This window comes from Bariatricus sp. HCP28S3_D3, from assembly GCF_052065755.1.
Taxonomy (GTDB): Bacteria; Bacillota; Clostridia; order Lachnospirales; family Lachnospiraceae; genus Allocoprococcus.
This window is the reverse complement of the sequence record NZ_JBQHTK010000033.1, coordinates 1-23,132: the sequence shown is the minus strand read 5'-3', so window position 1 is coordinate 23,132 and position 23,132 is coordinate 1. Positions and strand designations below refer to the sequence as shown.

Genomic DNA, 23,132 nt, shown 5'->3' with positions numbered 1-23,132 from the left:
CCGGAAGAGAATTTGAGGAATTTGCAGCTGAATAAATTCCTAGATTTTTAATGATTAATCCGTTATACTAAGTTTATACTTAGTGTAACGGTTTTTTTGGAGGTGACGTGATTTTATGGGAAGAAACGTAGCCATCGGAATACAGAGCTTTAGTGAGATTATTGAAAAAAAATACTTTTATGTAGATAAGACGTCCTTTATCAAGGAATGGTGGGACAGTGGTGATAGTGTAACACTGATCACCAGACCTCGCCGTTTTGGAAAGACGTTAAACATGAGTATGGTGGAGCAGTTTTTCTCACTGGATTATGCAAATCGTGGAGATCTGTTCGAAGGACTCTCCATCTGGAAAGAGAAAGAATACAGAGAGATTCAGGGAACGTATCCGGTAATCAGTCTTTCATTTGCCAACATTAAAGAAAAGAACTATGAGATAACCAGAAGGAAAATCTGTCAGATACTGACGGACCTTTATGCGGACTATACATTTCTTATGAAGAGTGATGTTATGGAAGCGTCGGACCGTGAGTTCTTCCATAGGATTTCTCCGGATATGGGAGATGTGGAGGCGACGTTGGCGCTTCATAATCTTTCAAAATATTTGAGTCGCTATTATGGCAAGAAAGTGATTATTCTGCTGGATGAGTATGATACTCCGATGCAGGAAGCTTATGTAGGTGGATATTGGGATGAATTGGTCGTATTTACCAGAAGTCTTTTTAATTCTACATTTAAAACAAATCCATGGCTGGACAGAGCGATTATGACCGGAATCACCAGAGTCAGTAAGGAGTCGATTTTTTCAGATTTAAATAATTTGGAGGTTGTGACTACAACATCAAATAAATATGCCACTTCTTTTGGATTTACAGAAGAAGAAGTATTTGATGCCCTGGAAGAATGTGAGCTTTCCGGAGAAAAAAAAGAAGTGAAAAGGTGGTACGATGGATTTATTTTTGGTAAACAGAAAGATATTTATAATCCTTGGTCCATCTTGAATTTTCTCGACAAGAAGGATTATCGGACGTACTGGGCGAACACCAGCTCAAACAGTCTGGTGGGCAAGCTTCTCCGGGAGGGAGACCGAAGAATTAAAGAACAGTTTGAGATTTTGCTGGACGGAGGTGTAATAGAGTCTCCGATTGATGAACAGATTGTATATAATCAGCTTCGGGGAAACGAAAGAGCGATTTGGAGCCTTTTACTGGCAAGCGGATATTTGAAAGTTTTGCGTTTCGAAAGTATTATAGAAGTCCCGGACGGAACGAACCCGAAGTATACACTGGCACTTACGAACCGGGAAGTAAGGCTGATGTTCCAAAATATGATACGGGATTGGTTTATGGATGTCGAAGGGGATTATAATGATTTCATTAAGGCACTTTTATTAGGAAATAAAAAAGTTATGAATAGATACATGAACCGGATTGCACTCAATGTTTTCAGCTATTTTGACACCGGAAAACGTCCTTCCGGGGAGGAACCGGAACGGTTTTACCACGGCTTTGTTCTGGGCTTGATTGTAGATCTGCAAAGCAGATATGTGATCACGTCAAATCGGGAGAGCGGTTTTGGAAGATATGATGTTGTGCTTGCGGCGAAGAATCCTCAAAAGGATGATACCATCATTATGGAATTCAAGGTTCATGATCCGGATGATGAGGATACATTAGAAGATACGGTGGCATCTGCGCTTGCCCAGATTGAAGAAAAACAGTATGAAGTAGATCTTGTGGCAAGAGGAATCCCGGCAGAACGGATCAGAAAATATGGATTCGCATTTGAAGGAAAAAAAGTATTGATTGGCTAAAGAAGAAAAAGTAAATAGCTAAATATTGAGTTTTTCGTATTTCTGTGATAGCATTTACACGACTGATCTTTTTGATAGAAGTTAATTTTAGAAATATTATGCGGACAGTGCGAAGAACAGCGAACCAAAGGACTGTTGATGGGAAATAATTCGTTCAATTACACCTCGAGGTGTCCCGGTAAGGCGGTTTATCTGCCGAATCGAGATGCCTCTTTTGTGTAATAAAACAATATTTTGTTTCTTTCTAATGTTGAAAGTTTCTGAAAATCCGTTGCAGAGTCGCAGGAACAGATTTGTTGAATAATATCTTTTGCCACATCGTCAGGTATCCGCTTTCTGAATTTGTGTATGTCCAGACAGTCATTGGACGGAGCAATTCTATGCATCGCCAGGAATTGTTCCGGTGTATCCAGTAATCTGAGAACCAAGGCTGTGTCGGTCAATCCGGCTGTCTTTCTGGTATAGTCGTTAAAACTGCTCCATTGATAACCGGATCCTGGGAAGTTTTCCAGTCCGGCTTTGGAGGGATTATAATGAATATAGCGGACTATAGTCAGCAGAGCGTTATCCGAATCAACAGGTTCACTATAATAGCGACCATCCTGAACAAAACCGGTACGGTCATACTTGGCATTGAACCAGCAGGCATAAGTTGTGTTTATGTGACGAAATATGGATTCAAGTGAAACAGTATTTGGGTGGCGAAGGAGCAGGTGAACATGATTTGACATCAAACAGTAAGCATAAATCTCAAATTTTAATTGATCTTTATAGAATTCTAATATATCCAGATATTTTATATAATCTTTGGATTCTTCGAAAAGTAGTTGTCTGTCGGCTCCTTTGATTACTACATGATAAGTCTGAGTTGATGATTTTTTACGTGCATGTCTTGCCAATAATATCCCTCCAAGCTGATATATGATTATTTGAAACAAAAAACAGGTGAAAATTAGGAGTGTTGATAAAAATGTAAAATGAAAAGAATGGATGTTTCGTGAATTAAGTGTTTTCGATAATTTTATAATATAGTTTTTTGAAGAAAAGTAAATAGCAAAATATAAATATCTCTTTTTTAGTGCAATATTTACATACAAATTGTGTGGCGTGTTGAAAAACTGAGAGAAAATTGGAAAAAGCGACTGCCAAAGGGCGCTGCTCGTGGCAAAAGAAACGTCCCCAGACAATCCCCGGACAATCCAGACGCATTTAAGGACAGAATACGATGCCCTACTTGTGAAAATGCTGGTAATGCTGTAAAAATAAGGTAACGTAATTGTAAAATAGTATACAACAAGGAGAACAAAATGATGAAGAAAACAATGAAAAAAACAGCAGCAGCCGTAATTGCGGCAGTAACCGTGTGTGGTCTGGTGACAGGATGCTCAGCAAAGGAAGAGAAAATTGAAGTGAACGCTTCTACTTCTTCCTACGAAGACATGGTAAGTTATTTTGAGCAGGAGGGCTTTATTTCTGAAGACTGTGAACCGGTAAATATTAATGAGACCAGCGGATATCTCCAGGATAACACGGGCGGACAGTTTACCGAGACACAGGTGGCAGACAAGGCGTATGATTATGATGGACTCTGGCTGTTCTGGTGGGATCAGGAGAATCAGACGGAGATGTATGAGACTTACCAGTCCATGGGAGCGAATCAGGGAACGATTGTTCTTGGAGGAGGTGCGGCGATCCTTCAGACAGAAGCAAAAAATGGCGCTTATGCACTTGCGTTTTCAGAGGATTATGAGAAAAAGCAGGATGTCGTTGACGCATTTGAAGCACTTGAAAATGAATAAAGCAGAATTTACTTAAAGAGAAAAGTCAGGGGGACATTATGGAACGGGTTTTTGGAAAAGACAAAGGCAGTATGGGACGTTTCTTCCGGATGCTGCAGAAGGCAGGGCTTCCTTATCTTTGGATTATTGCATATATTGCCATAACAGCACTGCTGGCAAATGTGGGGATCAGTGTGACGGAATACACAGCTGAGTTGTTTGCGGGAAATGTGAATTTCGGTACCGTGGTTTTCCCATTTTTGATATTTACGTTAATATCTCAGATGATCGGTTCAATCAGCGGGATCATGAGTAACCTTTGTGTGGCCCGAATTGACAGGAATGTCAGGAGAATGATCTGGAGAAAGATTGTCAAGCTTCCACTCGGATATTACGAAAGAAATACACCGAAAGAGATGATTTCACGTATTACGACCGATATCACTACGATCAGTCAACTTATCATGCAGGTATTTGTGGCAATCCTGACTTCGGCATATAGCCTGATAATTACATTAAAGAAAATCGGTTCCTATGACCAGAAGCTGATGATTGCGCTGATTGCAGTTCTGCCTTTGAATTTTATTATTGCATTCGTCATGGGGAAAATGAGATTCGGCGTGTTGGATCTTGTGAACGAAAAAAATGCAGAACTGACACAGACGATCGCGGAAAGAACCAACAATCTCCTTCTGGTAAAATCTTATGGAAAAGAAGAGCAGGAATTTCAGACAGGTCAGAAGAAGATGGTGGGATTGTATAAGAGTACGATTCTGGATTCATGGCTTGGACTTGCAACTCCAATGTATGCACTGGTAGGGGCTATGCAGTTTATCGTTATCGTAATGGTAGGCCGAAACTTTTATGCATCCGGGGCATTAAGTCTGGCGCAATGGATTGCTTATTATGGATTTGCCATGAATATCGTCAACCTGCTTACGGCATACTGCGGATATTGGACATCATTTAAAGGATCTCAGGGAGCAACCAAAAGAGTAGCTCAGATCATGGAGGAGATAGAAGAAGATATTGAAACCGGGGAAGAGGCAGGATGCCTTCATGGTGAAATTGAATTAAAGGACATAGACTTCTCTTATGAAGAAAAGCCGATTTTTGAAAAATTGAACCTGAAAATTCCGGCAGGGCGTGTGACGGCTCTGATTGGTCCCTCCGGAAGTGGGAAGACTACACTCCTGAATATGGTAGAACGTCTGTATCCGGTTCAGGGAGGTATGATTTCATTCGGCGGCGAGGACATTTCAAAGTATTCTCTGAAAAGTTTCCGGAATGCGATTTCCTATGTGACGCAGGAAAGCACACTTTTCGCGGGAACGATCCGTGATAATATCTTGTTTGGAGTAAAAAGAGAAGTGGCTGATGAAGAGCTGGAACGTGTTTGTGAGGATGCCTGTATCATGGACTTTATCCGGGAGCAGCCGGAAGGATTTATGATGGATGTCGGAGAGAACGGTGAGAAGCTGTCCGGGGGTCAGAAGCAGCGGCTCGCTTTTGCACGAGCACTATTAAAGCAATCGGACTATCTGTTCATGGATGAGGCAACTGCAGCTATGGATATTCGGGGGAAAGATCAGGTTTGGAAGAGTGTGAAATATCACATGAAAGGTAAAACGACCCTTATGGTTGCACATGACAGACAGACTGTGCAGAAGGCCGATTACATAGTAGTCATGCAAAATGGCAGGATTGTCTGTCAGGGAGAACCGGAAAAAGTGTATGTGGAAAATGCATATTTCCGAGAACTGATAGGAAGTGAGGGACAGGACTAATGAAAAAAGAGAAAAATGTATTACAGTTTTTTCTGAATTTCTATAGAAGATTTTCTATTCCATGGTGGCTCTATCTGGTTACATTTGGAGTCGGAATTGTCTACGCGGAGGCCGGAATGAGAGTATCCCAGTATCTGGTTCGTGTTAATAAAGGGGAACTGTACAATTCTGTCATTCTAAGTTATGTATTTATGATGCTTTTTAATGCACTGCTGGGATTTTTGCGGCCGCTGGTGATGGCGTATGCCGATCAGCGAGTAATTTTGAGGGTGAGGTCTGCACTATGGAGGAAAATCCTGCATCTTCCGATGGAAGTATTTGAAAAAGAGCAGCCGTCTTCGCTGGTATCGGCTGTTACAAACGATGTAACCCAGGCAACAATGGTGATCGGAGGTGTTTTCTCGGGAGCGGCGTCACTCTTTGGGTTTGCTCGTGCATGTATGATTCTGTATCAGTATAATGCACCGCTTTCTGTATACCTTTTGCTTTGTATACCTGTCGCAGTTGCGGTATTCATTCTTGTAGGAAAGCTACAGTATACAATCATGAAAAAGCGGTATGCTTCGCTTAATCAGATGACAACATTTTTCTCAGAACATTTGTCTGCGGGAAAATATGTTAAGGCTCAGGTAATGGAAGAAAAAGAGTTGGAAAGTGGATTTGCGGCAATTGATTCCCGATATAGGGCGGATGTGTATTACGCTTTCATGTCACAGATTCAGACTCTTGCACATTCTATTTATTCCCTGCTTACGACAATCGTAATGGCGGTGGGAGGTTCGCGCCTGATTCGTGCAGGGAAAATGGAGGCGACGGGAATCAATATGTTCAGTACATATATGACACAGGTAAACATGTATTTGGCAGAACTCCTGACGGTGTGGCAAAATGTGATGGGATCGAAAGGTGCGCTTACTCATGTCAGTGAAATTCTTGATCTGGATGAGGAAGATGCGCAAAAAGGAAAAGCCTGGATCGAATCTCAGAATCAGGATATTGTGTTTAAAAATGTGAATTTCGGGTATCAGGATGGAACGGAAATTCTTCATGATTTTTCAGTACGGATACCGGGCGGAAAGATGACTGCAGTAGTAGGTGACAACGGTTCCGGAAAATCTACGATCATGAAACTGATGCAGGGCTTCTATCAGCCGGATTCCGGAGAAATCAGGGTGGGAGAAAACCTGATTGGCGAGACAAAACTTCAGGATGTGCATAAAAGATTTGGCTATGTCCTTCAGAGTAATCCGTTGCTTTCCGGGACGATCCGCGATAATATTCTTTATGGAACGGACCGTCCGGTATCAGAAGAAAAGCTGAGAAAAGCAGCCGAAGAGGCCAGAGTGGATTCGTTTGTTGAATCTCTTCCGAACGGATATGATACTATGCTTGGAGAAGCCGGCAACCGGCTGTCCGGCGGACAGAGACAGAGACTGGCAATTGCAAGGACCCTTATTATGCAGCCTGATTACCTGATACTGGATGAGGCAGGAGCAAGTCTGGATCATGACACGTACATGAAGATCTATCATGGCATCAGACAGAAGATGAAAGGTCATACGGTCGTCTTTATTGCACATGATATGCGGGAAATCGCAGAGGCAGATTATCTGATTGTTATGCATCATGGCAGACTGGAAGCCTGTGGAACCCATGAGGAATTACAAAAGACCAGCAGGACTTATCAGGAATATCTACAGTCCCAAAAAGTATCTTAAAGAAAGAAGGAATGATTATGAAGAACTTTACGATTGTGTCCTCCCTGATTTTTGTGCTATTATTTTGTGGGATGGTTGGATATGTTGCACTATCAGAAGATTTCGTATTGCCTGAAAAAGAAGAAAAAACGGTAGTTGAAGAGAATATGGATGCACCGGTGTGGAATAAAACGATGGATGAGGTTGTTGCTTATCTGGAAAAGGAAGGACTTATTTCGACAGATGATCGAGTGACACTCTGTGCAGATGGATTATGCTCGCTTGCACTTAAATACAATGGAGCCGAGATCTACTGGTGGGATTTGGAAAAAATAGATCCGAAATCGGATGAATACAAGGCATACGACAGTCTCAGGACAAAAGGAGAAATTGATCTTTATGGATCCGGCATGATTATTATGCCGAAGAAAAACGGTCCTTTTGCACTTCTTTCAACGTATTATGAAGGAGACCCAGAGATTTTAGAAAAAGCATTTGAAGAGTTTGGTCAGGAGAATTAATTATGAAAATGAAGCTTGTTCTGGTAGAAGAAGATACGAGTTTGCGCACACGACTAGAAGAATTATTAACATTTTACAATGTATTTGATATTGTAAAAACCTTTGATGGAATTAATGAAGCCCATGAATATATTAGTTTGAATGAGGTGGATGTCGTATTTATTAATTTGCGAACAGGCAATCCGGCATTCAGTGATGACGGGGCTTACCTGGCGTACAATCTGTCGCAGATGAAGCCGGATCTTCTGGTGGTGCTGTATTCCGAAGAAAAGCTTGAAGCGGGGACGGTATTTGGTTGCTGCTGCGATGAGTATTTTTCCCTTCCATTCAGTATTCATGTATTACAGCGTGTCGTAAAAAGAGTGCAGTATCTGTTTGAGCTTCTCCAGTATAAGCGCTTATGGGTCAACCGGTCTGTGCTGATTAAAATCAAAAATGGATATCAACTGGTGGAGATTGATAAGATTCTTTTTATTGAGCGCGCAAACCGAAAGAATAAGATGATGACTGTGGATGGAAAGGAAGTGATTCTTTCAGGATATTCGCTGGATGAGTTGGAGCATATTTTGGAAGGGCATAATTTTTACCGCTGTTATCAGTCCTTTATTGTGAACTTGTCCAAAGTGTCTTACGTCAAGGCGAATAATGAGACGAAAAGTTTCTCGCTGGTTTTTGACGGATATGCGGGTGAAGTCATGCTGAGTCGAGATAAATATACGGAAGTGATCCAGCTTTTGAAAAGTAAATATGCGAGGCTTACACTTTGATTTTGTCCCCTGCAAATTGTGGAAAAATAGCAGTTTGCAGGGGCCTTTTTGTGTAAACTTTTGTGAGCTGCAGAACCGGTACAGAATAGAACGTGCCAAAGACAGAATAGCCCCGAGGCATTGAAATCAAAAAAGATTCCGATATAATTCACCGTAAAGAGGTTCATAGAAACGAGGAGGAAAAAATGAAATCAAAAGTTATTTCGTTTGCAGAGTATGATAAGGTGGATATCAGCGCCTATCAGAAGGTGTTTGCCTTGGACGAAAAAGCAGTCAAAAAAGAGATGGATTTTTTGAAGAACAAAAACAGTACCTGGGCAGATTCGGATGAAGTTGTGGATGGAGCAATCATTGTTTGTGACATGAAATCAGAGAACTCATTTTTCAACAGAGAGCAGCTGAAGCTTATGGTAGGACAGGGATTCTTTAACAAGAAACTGGAAGCATTGTGCGTGGGAATGAAAAAGGGAACGACAAATGTACTGGATGTTGACGGGGATAAGGTGACAGTGACGGTCCAGTCTGTTCAGCGGAAAATGGTTCCTGAGGTCACAGATGAGATGGTAAAGAATCTTGAGATTAAAGGAATTGAAAGTGTCGAAGAATACGAGGAATATCTGACTCGGCAGCAAAAGAAGAAAATCGCAGATGAAGAAGGATTTGATGCAATTCAGTATGTAATGAAACAGGTATTTGAAAACAGTGCTTTTGACTTGAAAAAGGCTGATTGGATTGAAATGACAGATCATGAAATCCATAGATTACAAGTAATAGCAGATAAAGAGAACCTGAATCTGAAAACCATGGCACCAGAAGATTTTGAAGGAAAGATGCCGTTTTCAAGTTATCATGAGCTGCTTGTAAATGTTCAGTATGATTCATGGGATAAGTTGTTGTGTTATCTTCTCGGCTGTGTTTATGCGAAGCAAGATGGCGTAGAGTACACGAAGGAAAAATATAGGGAAAGCATAGAAGACTATATGAAATTCTGGCATGAAACAAAAGAAAATGCGGAACAGATCAACACGTATGAGTATTCGAAAATTACATTTTTCGCGAATTATTATTATCAAAAAGTAAGAGGTTACGTAGAAAAAAATTATTTTAAGGAGGACAAGTAAATGGCAATTCAGTATGCAGACAATGACAGTTTTAAAGAGCAGATCAAGGAAGGTTTTGTGATCGTGGATTTCTTCTCAACAACATGTGTGCCGTGTAAAGCGTTTTCACGTATTTTGGAGGAGCTTGATGCGGAGCTTCCATTTATCAATATCGTAAAAGTGAACACGACTGATTATCCGAAGCTGGGAAAAGAAAACCGCATCTTTGGAGTTCCGACTGTTCAGTTTTACAAAGATGGAGAAAAGAAATTTGAAAATGTCGGTGTGATGGAAGTCGACGAAATGAAAGAGCAGATTGCCAAATTGATGTACTAAGAGGAAGAGAACATGGAAGTCAGGGAAATAATCTATGGGTTTGAAGTCAAAGAGAAGAAATATGTGCGTGAAGTCGAAGGCAATATCTTTCAGCTGGAGCATCAGAAAACAGGCGCGCAGATCATCGTTATAGACAATCAGGATATGAAGAAGAGCTTTCTGGTAGGCTTCAGAACGATACCGGAGGACAGCACAGGTGTGTTTCATATCCTGGAGCATTCCGTATTGAATGGTTCCCGAAAATATCCGGATAAAGATACATTTGTTAATTTGATGAAGCATTCCATGGCGGAGTTCGTGAATGCAATTACCTATCCGGATCATACTGTATATCCGTTTTGTACAGAAAATGAGAAGGACTTTATGAAGTTAATGGATGTTTATCTAAATGCAGTATTTTATCCAAATGTTCTTACTGACAAAAAGATATTCGATCAGGAAGGATGGCATTTTCAGCGGGAAGAGGGAAAAGCACCGGAAATCAGCGGTGTAGTATATAACGAGATGAAGGGTGTCTTCTCTTCTCTGGATAATTTCTTAATGTATGAGATGGCTGAGGCGATGTTTCCGGAGAATGCTTATCGCTTTGTATCCGGCGGAAATCCGGATGCAATCCCGGCACTTTCTTATGAAAAATTTCTGGAACGGTACAGAACATTTTACAGCGCGTCGAACTGCTGTATTGTATTATACGGGAAGATGAATGTGGAAGAAAAGTTGGAATACATAGATAAGGCTTATTTAAGCAAGATGTCAAAAGTTGTAAGACCTGAACCGATTTCACTCCAGAGACCGTTGAGGACGATACGAAGAAAACAGTACGATAAAGATAAGTTTGGTGATCAGGGCGTATTTGCGGCATGTACGTATAATCTCGGGGAATTTGGTGACAGAGAACGAATGAGTGCTATTTACATTCTTGTTCAGGCGCTCATGGGAGAAGATGAAGCACCTTTGAAAAAAATGTTGCTCAAAGAGCTTCAAGTTTCAGATGTACAGTATTTCATTATGGACGGAATCCGTCAGCCTTATCTTGCAATCAAAATAAAGAATGCGGAACATGAAGCGGCGGACAGGCTGAGTATGGTCCTGAAAGAACAGGCAAAAAAACTATATGCTGAAGGAATCGGAGAGGAGATTCTCGTATCCGCAATGAACCGCCAGGAATTCTGGATGCGGGAAAAAGGAGGCTATCAGCCGGATGGAATCGACTGTGTACTTGATATAGCAGGCGGATGGACGCAGGATTTAGAACCATCTGTGATTATAGAATTTGAAGAGAAATATAAAAAACTGAGAAAACGTGTAAAGGAAGGATATTTTGAATCGCTTTTAAAAGAAATCATTCTGGAAAATGATTATCAGGCGGAAGTATATCTGGAACCTTCGGAAGAGATTTTGAGAGAGAAAACAGAAGAGGAAGAAGAAAACGGAGAGAAACAACCCGATTTATCAATTGAGGATCTGGAACAGGAGCATGAAGAACCCATAACCAGAGTAGATGAAGAAAGAGGAATTGTATATCTGAAACAGGAAGTGCCCTCTAAGGGAATTATTTACCAAAGCTGTTATTTTGATATCAGTGATCTGAAACCAGAAGAGGTTCCTTATGCCAAACTGTTAGCAGTCCTTCTGGGCGATCTGCCAACGAGAAAGCATACGCCGGAAGAACTTGTAGTTGAGAAAAATATGTGGTTTGGCAATATGGGCACTTATCTGGAAGTTTACACCAAAGCAGAGAACAGGGAACATGTCAACCTAAAATTTGTAATGGATGTAAGCTGTCTGGAGCAGAATCTGGAGAAGGCGTTGAATCTTCAGGAAGAACTTCTTTATGATACCGTTTTTGATCATCCCGAAATCATACGGAAAAAGATTCAACAGAGCAAAATGGCGATGGAAGAAGGGTTTGTATCAAATGGAAACAGTTACGCTTCCGGACGCGCTGCTGCGCACTATATGACGGAAGGCGTTGCGAGAGAGCGATATAATGGCATTCTCTATTATCAATTTCTTGGGGGGCTTCTGATGGATTTTGAATCAAATTGCGCTATGATCATACAGAAGCTGAAAAAAATCCGTGAGAAGCTTTGCTGTACAGCACCGCTGGTAATGAGTTTTACTGGTACAGAAGAAAGATACGCAGAATTTCGCAGACTGATGAATGATTCTGAATTATGTAATAGCCTAAGATCAGGTGATAGCGTGTGGTATCAGGATGAATTGCTGCCCGGAAAATCAGAAGCATTTATCATTCCATCCGAAGTTTCATATGCTGCATTTGGAGGGGACGGAGAATATAGTGGTGAGACTTATCTGCTCGGAAGAATCGTAAGTTTCGATTATTTATGGACAAAAGTTCGTGCCGAAGGAGGTGCTTATGGCTGCAGTATGGCGATCAATCCAAATGGCAGCTGGACGATGAGTTCCTATCGTGATCCAAATGTGAAGAAAACAATGGAAACATTCCGCGATACTTCAAACTGGTTGAAAACATTAGAGACAGAGGAACAGGAACTTCTGAATTATAAGATCGGGGCAGTTGCAAGATATGACCGGATTCCGAAGACATATGCACAGGTGAAACGAATGGATGCCTGGTATTTGCGTGAAGAAATGCCGCAGACGAGGGCTGGTATCAGAAAAGGATTGTTAAAAGCATCAAAAGAAGAACTGAAAAACAGATATCAGGCACTGGAAAGATTTGTCAAAGAGGGCACAGCCTGCGTGCTGGGAAATAGAGAGAGAATTGAAGAAGCAGCGGACGAATTTGATAAGATCATAGTATTGATGGAGTAAGGTTTGAGGAGAAATGAGAAGATGAAGAAAGAAAATATCTGGATGACATATGATGAGAAAGAAAACGATGAGCTTCATAATACCTGTGAATTATATAAATCCTGGCTGGACAGAGCAAAAACCGAGAGGGAATGTGTGGATTTGGTAACAGAACTGGCCAAGGAAGCAGGATATCATGAGCTTGGAGAGTATCTGGAAGGCAGAAGAGAAATAAGAGCAGGAGAAAAGATTTATGTCACCTGTATGAAAAAATGCATTGCACTCTTTCGGATGGGGGAAAAACCGATATCCGAGGGCATGAACATTCTGGGGGCACACATTGATTCACCCAGAATTGACGTAAAACAGAATCCGGTTTATGAAAATGAAGGATTTGCATATCTGGACACACATTATTATGGGGGTATTAAGAAATACCAGTGGGTAACACAGCCTTTGGCACTTCACGGAGTGGTTGCAATGAAGGATGGACATTGTGTAAACATCAGCATCGGCGAAAAAGCAGACGAGCCGGTTTTTGTCATTACAGACCTTCTGGTACATCTCGCTTCACAGCAGATGGATAAAAAGGCCGGAGAAGTCATCGAAGGGGAAAAACTGGATCTTCTGATCGGAAACTGTCCCATCGACAAAGATGAAAATCTGCAAGAAGCCGAAAAAGAAGCAGTCAAAGCAAATGTTTTGAGCATTCTTGAAAAATCTTATGGAATCAGCGAGGAAGATTTTGCATCGGCTGAACTGGAAATTGTACCGGCGGGAAAGGCTAGAGATCTTGGTTTGGATCGCAGTATGATTCTTGCATATGGACAGGATGACCGCATTTGCGCATTTACATCTGTTATGGCTATGCTGAATGTAAAAAACAGCAGTCGTTCTGCGTGTTGTCTGCTGGTGGATAAAGAAGAGATTGGCAGTGTCGGAGCAACAGGAATGCACTCGCGATTTTTCGAAAATATGGTAGCTGAGCTGATTGCCTTAACAGAAGGGGAATCAGATCTGAAAGTAAGAAGAGCACTTGCAGGATCAAAAATGCTCTCTTCCGATGTAAGCGCAGCATATGATCCGTTATTTGCAGACGTATTTGAAAAACGAAGTGCAGCATTTCTTACAAAAGGGCTTGCGTTCAATAAATTTACTGGAAGCCGTGGCAAAAGCGGATCCAATGATGCAAATGCCGAGTATCTGGGAGAAATCCGTAGAATGATGGAGGAAGCCGGTGTGGCATATCAGTTTGCGGAACTTGGAAAGGTGGATGTCGGAGGCGGCGGTACAATCGCATATATTATGGCAAACTACGGCATGGATGTCATCGATTCCGGTGTGGCGGTGCTGAATATGCATGCACCATATGAAGTGAGCAGCAAATCTGATATTTATCAGGCTGTGAAAGGTTATGAAGCGTTTTTGAAATGGGGATGTGAATGTGAAAGACTATAAGAAAAAGTTGATCAATATTTTAGCCGTTATATTGGGAAACGCTATTCTGGCATTGGGAGTGGTTGCATTTGTTGTTCCTGCAGGGATTCCGATGGGAGGAGCAACCGGAGTTGGAATTGCATTGAATCATTTCTGGGGGGTTAGGATATCCATCGTCGTTTTCCTAATGAATTCTTTTATACTTCTGATAGCATGGTTTGTTATTGGCGCTGATTTTGTTGGGAAAACTATATTAAGTGTGATTATTTATCCGATTTTATTGGAAGTGATTCAGAAAATTCCGGGTATCACGAATATAACGGATAATATATTTCTGGCGGCAATCTACGGAGGGATACTGATTGGATTAAGTATGGCGGTTGTAGTAAGAGTCGGAGGATCAACCGGCGGAACGGATGCTATTGGAATGATACTTAATAAAAAGACTTCGCTGTCAGTAGGAACGGGGGTTTATCTTGCTGATGTCGTCGTTTTGGGGATGCAGGCTGTATTTAGTGATATGGAACAGATACTATATGCGATTCTGGTCGTCATTTTAACAACAATTGTCATGAATAAAATGATTCCGAATGGCAAAACATCCATGCAGGTCATGATTATTTCGAAAGAATACAGAAAAATACAGAAAAAAATTCTTCGTGAAATTGAAGCAGGAGTCACACTGTTCCAGATTCAGACCGGATGCGCCGGTGAATACCAGCAAGGGGTGATGTGTGTGATACCGCGTCATAAACTGTTTGCTTTGAAAGAAATGGTATGTGCGACCGATCCGAATGCGTTTTTGACAATTACACAGATCAATGAAGTGAATGGACAGGGATTTACCAGGGAACGAGTAGAATACAATGAACTTCGATATGATGCGGAAGAATCTGATATACCGGCTATCAATGCACCAGTATACTAGTATAGCGTTCCGAAAATAACTGGACCACTCACTTGTCTCCTTCTCCGATTGCACAGATCAAAAAGCCTCAGTGTAGCTGGCACGCGGAAAGCAGGATGACAATAATTGGACTTTTGAGCTTTGATGAAGTATGATAATAAATACGAAATCAAGGCTCATTTTTATTATAGATTTATGGGTTATCATGTATAATGATAAGAAAACAATATAACATGAAAAAGACAGGAGGGAGTGAAAGGATCTATTGTTTAAAGCATTTTGATTCGGTTTTGCTGAAGTTTTCTGCAAATATTGTATCAATTATTGGAATTTCGGTTCAAACGGCATTCTCGATATAATTTACCTTAGAAACGGTTGGGTATGATTGAAAGGCAGATACAGAAAAGGGCGGGAATATTGCTCTCAGGTGGGAAATGTTAGGAAAGAGGGGAAAGTAAGGACTAAAATATTGAGTTTTTTTAATTTCTGTGGTAGCATTTACACGTCAAATATTTTTGATTATTATTAAATTAAGTAATATTTTGGGGAATACGCAAACAATAGCGTGCCAAAGGGCGCTGCTCGTGGCAAAAGAAACGTCCCTGCAAAGGAGAAAATTATGAAATTAGGCATTGTTGGATTACCAAACGTAGGAAAAAGTACACTTTTTAACTCACTGACCAAAGCCGGTGCAGAGTCTGCGAACTATCCGTTCTGTACGATTGACCCGAACGTGGGTGTTGTTACCGTTCCGGACGAGCGCCTGAACGTCCTCGGGGAAATGTACCACACAAAGAAGATCATCCCGGCAGCGATTGAATTTGTAGACATCGCCGGCCTGGTAAAAGGTGCATCCAAAGGAGAGGGACTTGGCAATCAGTTCCTTGCCAATATCCGTGAGGTGGATGCGATTGTTCATGTTGTGAGATGTTTTGAGGACAGCAACATTGTACATGTAGACGGAAGCATTAACCCGCTCCGGGATATCGAAACGATCAATCTGGAATTGATTTTCTCGGATCTGGAAATACTGGAAAGAAGAATTTCGAAAGCAGTTCGTGCTGCGAGAAATGACAAGGTGATCGCGAAGGAGCTTGCCCTTATGGAGCGGATCAAGGCGCATCTGGAGGAAGGAAAGCTTGCTAAGACATTTGACGGAGTTCAGGATGAGGACGAGCAGGCATGGCTGGAGAGCTACAATCTCCTGACTTACAAACCGGTTATTTTTGCGGCAAATGTGAAGGAGGATGATCTCGCGGATGACGGTGCTTCGAATGCAGGGGTACAGAGCGTGCGTGAATATGCGGCAAATGAAAACTGTGAAGTGTTTGTGGTTTGTGCGCAGATCGAGCAGGAGATCGCAGAACTGGAAGAGGATGAAAAGAAGATGTTTCTGGAAGATCTGGGACTTGAGGAATCCGGGCTGGAGAAACTGATCAAGGCAAGTTACAGTCTCCTTGGTCTGATCAGCTATCTGACTGCGGGAGAGCCGGAAGTTCGTGCTTGGACGATCAAAAAAGGAACAAAGGCACCTCAGGCGGCAGGGAAGATCCATTCGGACTTTGAACGTGGATTCATCCGCGCGGAGATTGTCTCCTATGATGATCTGATGGCTTGTGGTACGTACAATGCGGCGAAGGAAAAGGGACTTGTCAGACTGGAAGGCAAGGAATATGTGGTTCAGGATGGGGATATCATTCTGTTCCGCTTTAATGTATAACTTATTGGAAAGTCTGGAACATCAGGGGTAGATTAACGAAAGAAAGCAGGAGAGAATATGTCAGAAGCAATCATCTTTCCACATTTGGGGATTGAACTGAAACATGTGGGCAGAGCAGTTTCGGTTTTTGGATTTGATATTGCATATTATGGAATTATTATTGCATTCGCAATACTTTTAGGGACGATCATTACTGTTCTGATTGCGAGGTATACAGGACAGAATCCGGAGGATTATCTTGATCTTGCGGTATTTGCAGTGATATTCGGAATCATCGGAGCGAGGTTATTTTATGTGGTTTTCTCGTGGGAACTGTATAAGGATCATCCGCTGAGTATTTTTAATATCCGTCAGGGCGGCCTTGCCTTTTACGGAGGACTGATTGCAGCGCTCATTACGGTTTTTATATTTGCCTGGATCAAAAAACTGTCGGCACCCGAGATGCTGGACACAGTCTGTGTAGGCCTTCTGGTGGGTCAAATGTTGGGGCGCTGGGGAAATTTCTTTAACCGTGAAGCGTTCGGAGAATATACGGATGGGTTATTTGCGATGATGTTACCGATCGATTCGGTTAGAGTTGCCGATGTGACAGACCGCATGAGAAATCACATTGAAGTGATTGATGAGGTCCGATTCATTCAGGCACATCCGACGTTCCTTTACGAGTCTTTCTGGTGCCTTTTGGTTCTGATTGTGATTTTTTTCTATTATTCATACAGGAAGTTTGAAGGCGAATTATTCCTGGTATATCTGTTCGGATACGGGATAGGCAGAATGTGGATCGAGGGAATTCGCACAGATCAACTGACTGTTACCGGACTGGAACTCCCGGTGTCACAGATTCTATCCGGGCTTCTTGCGGTGGCGGCGTTGATTCTGATTGTTTACAACAGACAGCAGGATGATAAAACGAGACTGCGGAGAATGCGCGAAAAGGAAGCTAAGAAAAATGCGAAAAATGCAAGGAAGATGTTTCACGGGAAATAAAACAGAGTACGTCAGGTTGGTGTATCCGAAAAGGAACAATCTTCGATGAATAACTACTGGACTTTTGAAAATCAACAGACTATAATAAATATATATGTTAAATAATTGGCATAAATAAGGAGGAAACAAGAAATGGCAAGAGCAATGAAGACCATGGATGGTAACCATGCAGCCGCTCATGCATCGTATGCATACACAGACGTAGCTGCTATTTACCCAATCACCCCTTCATCCGTAATGGCTGAGGCAACAGATGAATGGGCTACTCAAGGAAGAAAGAATATTTTTGGACAGACTGTTCAGGTAACTGAAATGCAGTCTGAAGCAGGTGCAGCCGGAACAGTTCACGGTTCCCTGTCAGCAGGTGCGCTTACAACAACTTACACAGCTTCTCAGGGCTTACTTCTTATGATTCCTAACTTATATAAGATCGCTGGTGAGCAGCTTCCGGGTGTATTTAACGTATCTGCCCGTGCTATCGCAAGCCATGCATTATCAATCTTCGGAGATCACTCAGACGTATATGCATGCCGTCAGACAGGATGCGCTATGCTGTGTGAATCCAGTGTACAGGAAGTAATGGACTTAACACCGGTTGCTCACTGTGCAGCAATCAAAGGACGTATTCCTTTCATCAACTTCTTCGACGGATTCCGTACTTCTCATGAGATTCAGAAAATCGAGACATGGGATTACGAAGATCTGGAAGATCTGGTAGATAAAGATGCAATTGATGCTTTCCGTAAGCATGCTCTCAATCCAAATCATCCTTGCCAGAGAGGTTCTGCTCAGAACCCGGATATCTTCTTCCAGGCTCGTGAAGCATGTAACCCGTTCTACGATGCTATGCCGGCAATCGTACAGGAATACATGGACAAAGTAAATGAAAAGATCGGAACAAATTACAAACTGTTCAACTACCATGGAGCAGAAGACGCTGAAAGCGTGATCGTAGCTATGGGATCTGTTTGTGATACGATCGACGAGACAATTGATTACTTACTTGCTCAGGGCAAGAAAGTCGGTGTTGTTAAAGTTCGTCTTTACAGACCGTTCTGCGCTCAGGCCCTGATCGATGCAATTCCGGATACTGTTAAATACATCAACGTATTAGACAGAACAAAAGAACCTGGTGCTCAGGGAGAACCTCTGTACCTTGATGTTGTTGCAGCATTAAAGGGAAGCAAATTCGACGGCGTTAAGATCAATTCCGGACGTTACGGATTAGGTTCTAAAGATACAACACCGGCTCAGATCGTAGCTGTATTCGAGAACGAAGCAAAATCACTGTTCACAATTGGTATCGTTGATGATGTGACAGGACTTTCTCTTGAAGTTGGTGCTCCTCTGGTTACTACTCCGGAAGGAACAATCAACTGTAAGTTCTGGGGACTTGGAGCTGACGGAACTGTTGGTGCCAACAAGAACTCCATCAAGATCATCGGTGACAACACGGATATGTATGCACAGGCTTACTTTGATTATGACTCAAAGAAATCAGGCGGTGTAACAATGTCTCACCTTCGTTTCGGTAAGAAACCGATTAAGTCTACTTACCTGATTCATAAGGCAAACTTTGTTGCATGCCATAATCCGTCTTATGTAAATAAATACAACATGGTTCAGGAACTTGTTGACGGCGGTACATTCCTTCTGAACTGTCCATGGAATGCAGAAGAGCTTGACAAGCATCTTCCGGGACAGGTGAAAGCATTCATCGCTAACCACGGAATCAAGTTCTACACCATTGATGGAATCAAGATCGGTAAAGAAATCGGACTTGGCGGACGTATCAACACCGTTCTTCAGTCAGCATTCTTCAAACTGGCTAACATCATTCCGGAAGAAGAAGCAATCGACCTGATGAAGAAAGCAGCAAAAGCTACTTACGGCAAGAAGGGTGATAAGATCGTTCAGATGAACTACGATGCAATCGAAGCAGGTGCTAAACAGGTTCATGAAGTAGAAGTTCCGGAAAGCTGGAAAGACTGCGCAGATGAGGGATTATTCACACCGGAAGTTAAGGGTGGAAGAGAAGACGCTGTTTCATTCGTTAAGAATATTCAGGCTAAAGTTAACGCTCAGGAAGGTTACTCTCTGCCGGTATCTGCATTCACAGAATATGTAGATGGTTCTACACCGTCCGGTACTGCAGCATACGAGAAACGTGGTATCGCAGTAGATATCCCGGTATGGAAACCGGAAAACTGTATCCAGTGTAACCGTTGTGCATATGTATGTCCGCACGCTGTAATCCGTCCGGTAGCACTTACAGAAGAAGAAGCTGCAAAAGCACCGGAAGGAATCAAGACAATCGATATGATCGGTATGCCGGGACTGAAGTTCACAATGACTGTTTCAGCATATGACTGTACAGGATGTGGCTCATGTGCTAACGTTTGTCCAGGAAAGAAGGGCGAAAAAGCTCTTGTTATGGAAAACATGGAAGCAAACGCAGGCGAACAGGTATACTTCGACTTTGGTACAGAAATCGAAGTGAAACCGGAAGTTGTTGCTAAATTCAAAGAAAATACCGTTAAAGGTTCTCAGTTCAAACAGCCGCTTCTTGAATTCTCAGGAGCTTGTGCAGGATGTGGTGAGACACCATACGCTAAATTAGTTACACAGCTATTCGGTGACAGAATGTACATCGCTAACGCAACAGGATGTTCTTCCATCTGGGGTAACTCTTCACCGTCTACACCATACACAGTAAACTCTAAGGGACAGGGACCTGCATGGTCTAACTCATTGTTCGAGGACGCTGCTGAGTTTGGTTACGGTATGTTATTAGCTCAGAAAGCATTAAGAGAAGGCCTGAAAGCGAAAGTTGAAGCTGTCGCAGCATCAGAAGGATGCGGTGAAGAAGCAAAAGCTGCTTGCCAGGAATGGTTAGATACCTACTCATGCGGAGTTACAAACGGAACAGCTACAGATAAATTAGTTGCAGCATTAGAAGGATGCGATTGTGAATTATGCAAAGATATCGTTAATAATAAGGATTTCCTTGCTAAGAAATCGCAGTGGATCTTCGGTGGTGACGGATGGGCTTACGATATCGGATTCGGCGGTGTTGACCATGTTCTTGCAAGTGGAAAAGACATCAACATCATGGTATTCGATACAGAAGTTTACTCTAACACAGGCGGACAGTCTTCTAAGGCTACCAAGACCGGTGCAATCGCTCAGTTCGCAGCAGGCGGAAAAGAAGTTAAGAAGAAAGATCTTGCTTCTATCGCAATGAGCTACGGCTATGTATACGTTGCACAGATCGCTATGGGTGCTGACTTCAACCAGACTGTAAAAGCGATCTCTGAAGCAGAAGCATATCCGGGACCGTCTCTGATTATTGCTTACGCTCCATGTATCAACCATGGTATCAAGAAAGGTATGAGCAAAGCTCAGACAGAAGAAGCTTTAGCAGTAGAATGCGGATACTGGAACAACTTCCGTTACAATCCGGCTGCAGAAGGCGCTAAGTTCACTCTTGACAGCAAGGAGCCTAAGATGGAAGGATACAAAGACTTCCTGAACGGAGAAGTTCGTTACAACGCATTAGCAAGATTCAATCCTGAAAAAGCAGAAGTAATGTTCGCTAAGAATGAAGCTGAAGCAAAAGCAAGATATGAATATCTGAAGAAACTGGTTACTCTGTACGGAGAAGACTAGGACACCGAAAAATAAGTTTCTGATACATTGACGCAGGATGATTGTTTCATATGCAAGGAGGAATGAGGCGTAGCGGTGACTACGTCGATTGACGACAACATTGCAGATGAAACAATCAGACAAGTCAAGGTGTCAGTTACTTATTATTCGGTGTACTAGGATAAATAAAGGATAAAAAGAACGGCATGGCCTTAGGGCTGTGCCGTTTTTTGGATAAGACAGACGTTTCGAGTGATCTGGGTATTTTCTGAGAAAACGCGCCGTCTTACTCTGGAGGGAGCGGAAGTGATTGGTGTGTATGAGGCAAAGCCAACCCTATCAGGTCTTACCCGCAATATTGTCCAATGCCTGGAAGACTATGGAATTCCGCTTCATTTGTCCAGTACGGTGACCCGTGTATTCGGAGACAGTCGTCTGACTGCCGTGGAGATCTCTAAAGTCAATGATAAGATGGAACCGATTGCAGGAACAGAAGAAATTGTGGAGTGTGATACGCTGATCCTTTCTGTGGGGCTGATACCGGAGAATGAAATTGCAGGTTCACTGGGAATACCAATGGATATGCATACGAAAGGGCCGGTTTGTGATGAGCATTTTATGACTGAAAAAGAAGGAATATTCTGCTGTGGAAATGCGCTCCATGTCAATGATCTTGTGGATTATGTGACAGAGAGCGGGATCGCTGCGGGAAAGGCAGCTGCCGTCTATGAAAAGAAAAAACGGGAATACTTAGAACTGGAGGCGGGAGATTCCCTGCAGTATGTTGTACCACAGAGGATCGAAAAGAGCGCTGGAACGGAAAAGATCGTTCTTTATTTCCGAAGCAGAGCAGAGATGGAGGAAGCGGTATTTACCTGCCTTTCAGGAGACAAAATTCTGTATGAAAAAAGGTTCCGCAATCTCAAACCTCCGAAAATGTTCCGGTCGTGCCGGTGAAAGTCTCTGCGGAGATTCCAAAAGAAAGAATATTTGATGTGATGAAGGAAATCAGTAAAGTGCAGGTGATAGAGCCGCTCGGTACGGGGGATATCGTGATTGAAAATGTACTGGGGCTGGGCGTCGATGTCGTGATAACGAGTGACCTGATGAAAGGAGAAGTGTAACATGAGTAAACCATATAAAGGATTTGAACCCAAATGGGTAAAAGAGGCTGCGCCGAAAGACAGTTATCGTTCCATTTTCCGTTGGGGCGATCCGGATTTTGTGAAATATCCGAAAGAGTCGCTGTACAAAATGATGAAAGAAAAATTTAAAATGACGGATGCGGATTTCCAGCAGTACGATGGCAGTATCGGTATGGAGAAGGTCGTACTTGATCAGCCGTCCCGCCTTGCTACGGAGCATATTGAAGCACTGAAGAAGATTGTTGGGGAAAAGTATGTCACGACAGAGGACTACCCGAGACTGGCAGTTGCTTATGGAAAGACCGGATACGATGCAATCCGTCTCAGAAGACATCAGATCGATTCGCTGCCCGATGCAGTTGTTTATCCGGATACGACTGAGCAGGTGGAACAGATCGTGGCATACTGTACAGAACACAAGATCCCACTGTATGTATATGGCGGGGGCAGTAGTGTGACAAGAGGTGTGGAGCCGACTCTGGGAGGAATTTCGCTGGATATGAGGCTCCGGTTCAATAAGGTCCTCAAATTTAACAAGATATAGCAAGAATTCTCCCACCTCTTTAGGTGGCGAGATGAATTGCAAAAAAATACGAGAGAACACTTGTTCTAATGTGCCGGATGTGGTACAATATAATCAGTCGAATAAAAGAAAGGATTGATTATAATATGGATTTGGATAATAATGCACATTCAGTATTTTTGTTATATTAT

At 42.4% G+C, this 23,132-nt stretch carries 18 protein-coding genes; 17 read left to right on the top strand and 1 reads right to left on the bottom strand.

Going from position 1 to position 23,132, the window contains the following annotated elements; translation table 11 throughout:
• Window positions 1–115 precede the first annotated feature (115 nt).
• Window positions 116–1,810 carry an AAA family ATPase gene (locus ACTNB3_RS14975; protein ID WP_441026644.1) on the top strand — a complete coding sequence of 565 codons (1,695 nt, stop codon included), beginning with the start codon at window positions 116–118 and terminating at the stop codon, window positions 1,808–1,810.
• 188 nt (window positions 1,811–1,998) lie between these two features.
• Here ACTNB3_RS14975 and ACTNB3_RS14970 read toward each other — a convergent pair whose 3' ends face one another.
• Entirely contained in the window at window positions 1,999–2,709 is a 711-nt protein-coding gene (locus ACTNB3_RS14970) for a transposase (protein WP_441026642.1), read from the bottom strand.
• A 408-nt stretch (window positions 2,710–3,117) separates the two neighbouring features.
• On the opposite strand from ACTNB3_RS14970, the gene ACTNB3_RS14965 reads away from it, so the two are divergent.
• From ACTNB3_RS14965 to ACTNB3_RS14890, 16 genes are all read left to right on the top strand, one after another.
• Window positions 3,118–3,609, top strand: a complete 492-nt coding sequence (locus ACTNB3_RS14965) for a hypothetical protein (protein WP_441026640.1) — start codon at window positions 3,118–3,120, stop codon at window positions 3,607–3,609.
• Window positions 3,610–3,647: 38 nt separating this feature from the next.
• Window positions 3,648–5,375, top strand: coding sequence for an ABC transporter ATP-binding protein (locus ACTNB3_RS14960; RefSeq protein WP_441026638.1), 1,728 nt, complete (start codon window positions 3,648–3,650; stop codon window positions 5,373–5,375).
• Window positions 5,375–7,093, top strand: a complete 1,719-nt coding sequence (locus ACTNB3_RS14955) for an ABC transporter ATP-binding protein (RefSeq protein ID WP_441026636.1) — start codon at window positions 5,375–5,377, stop codon at window positions 7,091–7,093. The genes ACTNB3_RS14960 and ACTNB3_RS14955 overlap by 1 nt, the downstream gene beginning before the upstream one ends.
• Window positions 7,094–7,110: 17 nt before the next feature.
• Window positions 7,111–7,593, top strand: a complete 483-nt coding sequence (locus ACTNB3_RS14950; protein ID WP_427820402.1) for a hypothetical protein — start codon at window positions 7,111–7,113, stop codon at window positions 7,591–7,593.
• A 2-nt stretch (window positions 7,594–7,595) separates the two neighbouring features.
• Window positions 7,596–8,360: a LytR/AlgR family response regulator transcription factor gene (locus ACTNB3_RS14945; protein WP_441026634.1), complete on the top strand. Its 765-nt coding sequence runs from the start codon at window positions 7,596–7,598 to the stop codon at window positions 8,358–8,360.
• A 185-nt stretch (window positions 8,361–8,545) separates the two neighbouring features.
• Window positions 8,546–9,481 (top strand): hypothetical protein, encoded by a 936-nt coding sequence (locus ACTNB3_RS14940; RefSeq protein WP_441026632.1) that lies wholly within the window; start codon window positions 8,546–8,548, stop codon window positions 9,479–9,481.
• Window positions 9,482–9,796, top strand: coding sequence for a thioredoxin family protein (locus ACTNB3_RS14935; protein ID WP_427820405.1), 315 nt, complete (start codon window positions 9,482–9,484; stop codon window positions 9,794–9,796). It abuts the gene before it with no gap.
• Window positions 9,797–9,808: 12 nt separating this feature from the next.
• Window positions 9,809–12,595, top strand: a complete 2,787-nt coding sequence (locus ACTNB3_RS14930; RefSeq protein WP_441026630.1) for an insulinase family protein — start codon at window positions 9,809–9,811, stop codon at window positions 12,593–12,595.
• A gap of 21 nt (window positions 12,596–12,616) precedes the next feature.
• Complete coding sequence (locus tag ACTNB3_RS14925; RefSeq protein ID WP_441026628.1) at window positions 12,617–14,032, top strand: aminopeptidase; 1,416 nt, start codon at window positions 12,617–12,619, stop codon at window positions 14,030–14,032.
• Entirely contained in the window at window positions 14,019–14,939 is a 921-nt protein-coding gene (locus ACTNB3_RS14920; RefSeq protein ID WP_441026626.1) for a YitT family protein, read from the top strand. Before ACTNB3_RS14925 ends, ACTNB3_RS14920 begins: the two co-directional genes overlap by 14 nt.
• Before the next feature lie 598 nt (window positions 14,940–15,537).
• Window positions 15,538–16,638 carry a redox-regulated ATPase YchF gene (ychF, locus tag ACTNB3_RS14915; protein ID WP_441026624.1) on the top strand — a complete coding sequence of 367 codons (1,101 nt, stop codon included), beginning with the start codon at window positions 15,538–15,540 and terminating at the stop codon, window positions 16,636–16,638.
• A gap of 57 nt (window positions 16,639–16,695) precedes the next feature.
• A complete protein-coding gene (gene lgt, locus ACTNB3_RS14910; RefSeq protein ID WP_427820410.1) occupies window positions 16,696–17,625 on the top strand; it encodes a prolipoprotein diacylglyceryl transferase in 930 nt (309 codons plus the stop codon).
• 132 nt (window positions 17,626–17,757) lie between these two features.
• Window positions 17,758–21,294 (top strand): pyruvate:ferredoxin (flavodoxin) oxidoreductase, encoded by a 3,537-nt coding sequence (nifJ, locus tag ACTNB3_RS14905; protein WP_441026622.1) that lies wholly within the window; start codon window positions 17,758–17,760, stop codon window positions 21,292–21,294.
• A 285-nt stretch (window positions 21,295–21,579) separates the two neighbouring features.
• The gene (locus tag ACTNB3_RS14900; RefSeq protein ID WP_441026620.1) at window positions 21,580–22,230 is read left to right on the top strand and encodes an NAD(P)/FAD-dependent oxidoreductase; all 651 of its coding nucleotides are present in this window, start codon (window positions 21,580–21,582) and stop codon (window positions 22,228–22,230) included.
• Window positions 22,221–22,397 (top strand): DUF1667 domain-containing protein, encoded by a 177-nt coding sequence (locus tag ACTNB3_RS14895; protein WP_441026618.1) that lies wholly within the window; start codon window positions 22,221–22,223, stop codon window positions 22,395–22,397. The genes ACTNB3_RS14900 and ACTNB3_RS14895 overlap by 10 nt, the downstream gene beginning before the upstream one ends.
• A 1-nt stretch (window position 22,398) precedes the next feature.
• Window positions 22,399–22,962: an FAD-binding oxidoreductase gene (locus ACTNB3_RS14890; RefSeq protein ID WP_427808282.1), complete on the top strand. Its 564-nt coding sequence runs from the start codon at window positions 22,399–22,401 to the stop codon at window positions 22,960–22,962.
• The last annotated feature ends 170 nt before the right edge of the window (window positions 22,963–23,132 follow it).